At 72.4% G+C, this 5,458-nt stretch carries 6 protein-coding genes; 3 read left to right on the top strand and 3 right to left on the bottom strand.

Annotated features, from left to right (window positions below; translation table 11 throughout):
* From RH94_RS41765 to fxsA, 3 genes are all read left to right on the top strand, one after another.
* On the top strand, nt 1–747 hold a 747-nt coding region (locus tag RH94_RS41765), incomplete at its 5' end, for an amidohydrolase family protein (protein ID WP_407697237.1).
* 553 nt (nt 748–1,300) lie between these two features.
* Nucleotides 1,301–2,101 carry a polyprenol monophosphomannose synthase gene (locus RH94_RS00920; protein ID WP_073945770.1) on the top strand — a complete coding sequence of 267 codons (801 nt, stop codon included), beginning with the start codon at nt 1,301–1,303 and terminating at the stop codon, nt 2,099–2,101.
* 41 nt (nt 2,102–2,142) lie between these two features.
* On the top strand, nt 2,143–2,700 hold the full coding sequence (gene fxsA / locus RH94_RS00925) for an FxsA family membrane protein (protein WP_073945771.1): 558 nt from the start codon (nt 2,143–2,145) through the stop codon (nt 2,698–2,700).
* 148 nt (nt 2,701–2,848) lie between these two features.
* On the opposite strand, the gene RH94_RS00930 is transcribed toward fxsA, so the two are convergent.
* The 3 genes from RH94_RS00930 to RH94_RS00940 all read right to left on the bottom strand — a co-directional run.
* A complete protein-coding gene (locus tag RH94_RS00930; RefSeq protein ID WP_003977404.1) occupies nt 2,849–3,223 on the bottom strand; it encodes an RNA polymerase-binding protein RbpA in 375 nt (124 codons plus the stop codon).
* Between the two features lie 279 nt (nt 3,224–3,502).
* Entirely contained in the window at nt 3,503–4,858 is a 1,356-nt protein-coding gene (locus tag RH94_RS00935) for an MFS transporter (RefSeq protein ID WP_073945772.1), read from the bottom strand.
* Between the two features lie 67 nt (nt 4,859–4,925).
* A partial coding sequence (locus tag RH94_RS00940) for a glycerophosphodiester phosphodiesterase family protein (RefSeq protein ID WP_234425427.1) occupies nt 4,926–5,458 on the bottom strand: 533 nt, incomplete at its 5' end.

Consider the following 5,458-nt stretch of genomic DNA (forward strand, 5'->3'; position numbering starts at 1 on the left):
CGCCACACCGGAACCGCCTACCTCGACGCGGCCGCCGTCGCCGCCCACGTCACCGCCTGCACCGAGGCGGGCCTCCAGGCGGGCTTCCACGCCATCGGTGACGCCGCCGTCACCGCCGTCGTCGACGGCACGCGCGCCGCCGCCGACAAGGTCGGCCTCGCCCGGGTACGCGCCGCCCGGCACCGCGTCGAGCACGCCGAGATGCTCACGCCCGAGACCGTCGCCGCCTTCGCCGAACTCGGCCTGACCGCCTCCGTGCAGCCCGCCTTCGACGCCCTGTGGGGCGGCGAGGGCGGCATGTACGCCCAGCGCCTGGGCGCCGGGCGGGCCCGGACGCTGAACCCCTTCGCGGCCCTGCTCCGCGCCGGCGTCCCGCTCGCCTTCGGCTCCGACAGCCCCGTCACACCGCTGGACCCGTGGGGCACGGTCCGCGCGGCGGCCTTCCACCGCACCCCCGAGCACCGCGTCTCGGTACGCGCCGCGTTCACCGCGCACACGCGGGGCGGCTGGCGGGCGGTCGGGCGGGACGACGCGGGAGTTCTGGTGCCGGGCGCCCCCGCGGACTACGCGGTGTGGCGCACCGGCGAACTCGTCGTCCAGGCCCCCGACGACCGGGTCGCGCGCTGGTCGACCGACCCGCGCTCCGGCACTCCCGGGCTGCCCGACCTCACTCCCGGCCGCGACCTGCCCGTCTGCCTGCGGACCGTGGTGGGCGGGCGGACCGTGTTCGTACGGCCGGGCGAGTGATCTCCCGGGGCGGCGCGGCGGCGACCACCGGCCGCCGTTCCGTCGCGCGACCTGAGCATCCTGCGCACCGGCCGGGCGGGGAAGCACGCTCGTCCGGGGCGACCGGCTGGTTGACAGGCGACGGCAGGGGGCCGGTAGGTTCTGCCGGGTCCATCACCGGACGCCCGGCCGGGGAACCTCCGTACCCGCGTCACGGCGCCGCTGGGTCAGGGACGGTGTGCCGCACCAGCGCACCGTCACCGGGAGCCAGGCCCAGCGCCCGCGGCGACGGCGGAATGTTCCGGACGGCCGGCAAGGTGTGATCCGGGTGTGACCCGGAGGGGGCCCGGCGCTCAGTAGACAACGGCTTTCGGTCGATCCGCAGCCAGCGGGTCCCAGGTCGGCCCGAAGGGCACCGGGCCCCCATCCGCCGGACGGAATCCGTCATACGCTCAAAACGGTCATCCCTACCCCGCTCCTGTCCGGCCGACACCCCCGTGCGAACGCCATGTCATGCCCTCGCAGGCCGGGGCCACTAAGGTGGTTCCCTGCGTACGGACATGAAGGGGCAACAGTGAACCACGGCGACGGCACCCTCGCGGCTGGGGCCCAGAACAGGCGGCTCGGCCCGCTCGGCACGGCCTTGGTGATCATCCCGACCTACAACGAGGCGGAGAACATCAAGACGATCGTGGGCCGGGTGCGCAAGGCCGTCCCCGAGGCACACGTCCTCGTGGCCGACGACAACAGCCCCGACGGCACCGGCAAGCTCGCCGACGAACTGGCGGCCGAGGACGGGCACGTGCACGTGCTGCACCGCAAGGGCAAGGAGGGCCTCGGCGCCGCCTACCTCGCGGGCTTCCGCTGGGGGCTGGAGCACGACTACGGCGTCCTGGTCGAGATGGACGCCGACGGCTCCCACCAGCCCGAGGAACTGCCCCGGCTGCTGACCGCGCTCAAGGGCGCCGACCTGGTGCTGGGCTCCCGCTGGGTGCCGGGCGGGCGCGTGGTGAACTGGCCCAGGAGCCGCGAGTTCATCTCCCGAGGCGGCAGCATGTACTCCCGCCTCGCCCTCGACCTGCCCCTGCGGGACATCACCGGCGGCTACCGCGCCTTCCGCCGGGAGACGCTCGAGGGCCTGGGCCTGGACGAGGTCGCCTCGCAGGGCTACTGCTTCCAGGTCGACCTGGCCCGCCGCGCCGTCAAGGCCGGCTACCACGTGGTCGAGGTCCCCATCACCTTCGTCGAGCGGGAACTCGGCGACTCCAAGATGAGCCGTGACATCCTCGTGGAGGCGCTGTGGCGGGTCACCGCGTGGGGCGTGGGAGAGCGGGTGACCAAGATCACTGGCCGGGGTGACAAGCCCCAGGGATAGTGCTTATCCGGCACTGAGCCGGCGCCAGGCACACTGGAAGCATGACGACAGGCGCTCCGACCCCTCCGCACCCCGCCCGGCCCCGGCGCTCCCGGCCGCGCAGGTACCTGCCGCTGGGCATCGCGGCGTGGCTGGTACTGGAGATCTGGCTGCTGACCCTGGTCGCGGGCGCGGCGGGCGGGTTCACGGTCTTCCTGCTGCTGGCCGCCGGCCTCGTCCTCGGCGCGGCGGTGATCAAGCGGGCCGGCCGCCGTGCCTTCCAGAACCTCAACGAGGCACTGCAGCGGGGCGGCGCCCCCTCCGCGCGCCGCGGCGGCAACGGCCTGATGATGCTGGGCGGCCTGCTGCTGATGATCCCCGGCATGATCTCGGACGCGATGGGCCTGCTCCTGCTCCTCCCGCCGGTCCAGCGGATCGTGAGCCGCTACGCCGAGCGCACGGTCGACCGCAAACTCCGCGCCTCCGCCCCCGGCACCCTGGGCGACGCCTTCCAGCAGGCCCGCATGCACCGCCCCGACGGCAAGGTGGTCCAGGGCGAGGTCATCAGGGAGGAGCCGGCAGACGCCTCGCGGGAGCAGCGCCCGCCTTTGACGCGCTGAGAACGATCAGCCTGTCCGGGGGCGCAGCCCCCGGAAACAACGCCCTTCCCGCACCCGGGAACGAAAGCGCGGGCGCCGCACGTGAACTTCACGTACGGCGCCCGCGATCGCCGGCGTGCGCTGTGAACCGGTCCGGAGCCCGCGGGGACTACGCGCTCTTGCGGCTGTCCCGGGGGTGAACGGCGATGTTCATCGCACCGCTGCGCAGAACGGCCAGACGCTCCTCGAGGACCTCCTCGAGCTCCTCACGGGTACGCCGCTCCATCAACATGTCCCAGTGCGTGCGCGCCGGCTTGGCCTTCTTCTCCTCCGGGCCGTCGCCGTCCACCAGGAGTGCCTGGGCTCCGCAGACCTTGCACTCCCACTCCGGCGGGATCTCCGCCTCGACCGAGAAGGGCATCTCGAAACGGTGCCCCTTCTCGCATGCGTACTCCACGGCCTGGCGCGGAGCCAGGTCGATACCGCGGTCCGTCTCGTAGCTGGTCACCACGAGGCGCGTGCCGCGAAGAGCTCGCTCACTCATGAATCGTGCCTCCCGGGCTTGTCGCCCACAGGACAGGTGTCGCTGTCGTCGTCATCCGGTCAACGTCCGGTCGGCGGTAAAGATTCCCGTTCCGAGGTCCCGTTCCGGGTCATGCGTCGCCGTCGTAGCCGCAGCCTTGTCAACCAGTGCAGTACCCACCGGCGCCCGGTTTGTCACATCCGTTAGGAGATGTCACCCAGCGTTTCGGCTTCTTTGACACGCAGTAACGGTACGCCTGGCAGGCCAAACGCGTACACTACCGCCCTTTCGCCGCGAGTGCTAAATCCGGCCAGGGACCGGATTGCCCGCGTCGGCGATCGCACGCCGTACCGGAACCCGGGCCAGCAGCACGAACCCGAGCACGAAGAACGCCACCAGCGAAAGGATCGCGTCCCGGTAGCTGCCGGTCAGCTGGTAGGTGATCCCGAACAGCAGCGGCCCCAGCCAGCTCATGCCGCGGTCGCTCATCTCGTACGCCGAGAAGTACTCGGCCTCCTTGCCGGGCGGGACCAGGTGCGAGAACAGCGACCGGGACAGCGCCTGGCTGCCCCCGAGGACCAGTCCGATCCCGGCGGCGAGCACGAAGAACCACACCGGCGCCCCGGCCGGCAGGAAGTATCCGGCCGCCAGGGTCGCCGTCCACGCGACCAGCGACCCGAGGATCGTGCGCTTCGCCCCGTAGATCCGGGCCAGCCGTCCCATGCCGAGCGCCCCCGCGACCGCCAGCACCTGCACCATCAGCACCGCCATGATGAGCGTCGACTGGCTCAGGCCCAGCTCCCGGGAGCCGTACACCGAGGCCTGGGAGATCACCGTCTGGATGCCGTCGTTGTAGACGAGGTAGGCGAGCAGGAAGGTCAATGTGAGCGGTTTGCCCCGCATGTCCCGCACGGTGGAAGCCAGTTGACGCCAACCGCGCACGGGCGGCGCCGTGGAGGTTCCCGTCGTACGGCGGTCGCGCAGCCGCTTCAGCGGTACGAGCGTGAACAGGCCCCACCACAGACCGGCCGAGGCCAGGCAGATGCGGACGGCCATCGCCTCCGAGACCCCGAAGGAGTCGTGGGCGGTGAACAGCGCCAGGTTCGCCACCAGCACCAGGGAGCCGGCCGCGTAGCCGAAGGCCCAGCCGCGCGAGGACACCGCGTCGCGCTCCTCGGGCGGGGCGATCTGCGGGAGGTAGGAGTTGTAGAGGACCATCGAGACGGCCACCGACGCGTTGGCGACGACCAGCAGGAGACCGCCCAGCAGATAGCGGTGGCCGTCCAGGAAGAACAGGCCCGTGGTGGCGCCGGCGCCCACATAGGCCGCGGCCGCCAGCAGCGGTTTCCTGCGGCCGGTGCGGTCGGCCGCCGCGCCCGCGACCGGCATCAGCACGATCGCCACGATGACGGACGCCGAGACGCAGTACGCGAAGAACGACCCGGCCCGCACCGGGATCCCCAGCGGGTGCACGAACCCGTCCGCGTCCGCCGCCGACTCGGCGACCGCGGTGAGATAGGGGCCGAGGAACACGGTGAGCACGCTGGTCGAGTAGACGGAGCACGCCCAGTCGTAGAAGTACCAGCCGTGCTGTTCGCGCCGCCGCTGGGCCGTCTCGTCGGCGGCCTGGCCCGCCCGCACGGTGTCGCTGCCCACCCGTGCCCTCGCTTCCCCGTGGTGTCGCTGTTGCCGGTCCGCGAAGGCGGCCGGGGACGGCCGGGCCTCAGGCCCAGACGCCCCGGTCCTCCATGACCTTGCGCAACGTGTCGATGTGATCGGTCATGATGCCATCGACCCCGAGGTCCAGGAGCCGGTGCATCCGCTCGGCCTCGTTGACGGTCCACACGTGCACGTGCAGTCCGCGCGCGTGCGCGGCGCGGACGAACAGCGGATCGACCACCGGGACGCCCGACTGGGAGACCGGCACCTGCGCGGCCACCGCGGACCGGCGCAGCGCGGCCGGCAGACCCCAGGACCGCAGCCGCAGTCCCAGTACCCCGCGCGTGCCGTACGACGTCGCGAGGCGCGGCCCGGCCAGCCGCTGGGCCCTGACCACGCGCGCCTCGGAGAACGAGCCGACGCAGACACGCCCCCACGCGTCCGCCCGTTCGATCAGGTCCAGCAGGGGCCGCAGGGCGGGCTCCGCCTTGACGTCGACGTTCCAGCGGACCTCGGGGAAGGTCTCCAGCAGTTCCTCGAAGAGCGGCACCGGCTCCCGGCCCGCCACGCGCGCGTGCCGCACGTCCTGCCACGGCA

The sequence above is a fragment of the Streptomyces kebangsaanensis genome (assembly GCF_001906585.1).
Lineage (GTDB): Bacteria > Actinomycetota > Actinomycetes > Streptomycetales > Streptomycetaceae > Streptomyces > Streptomyces kebangsaanensis.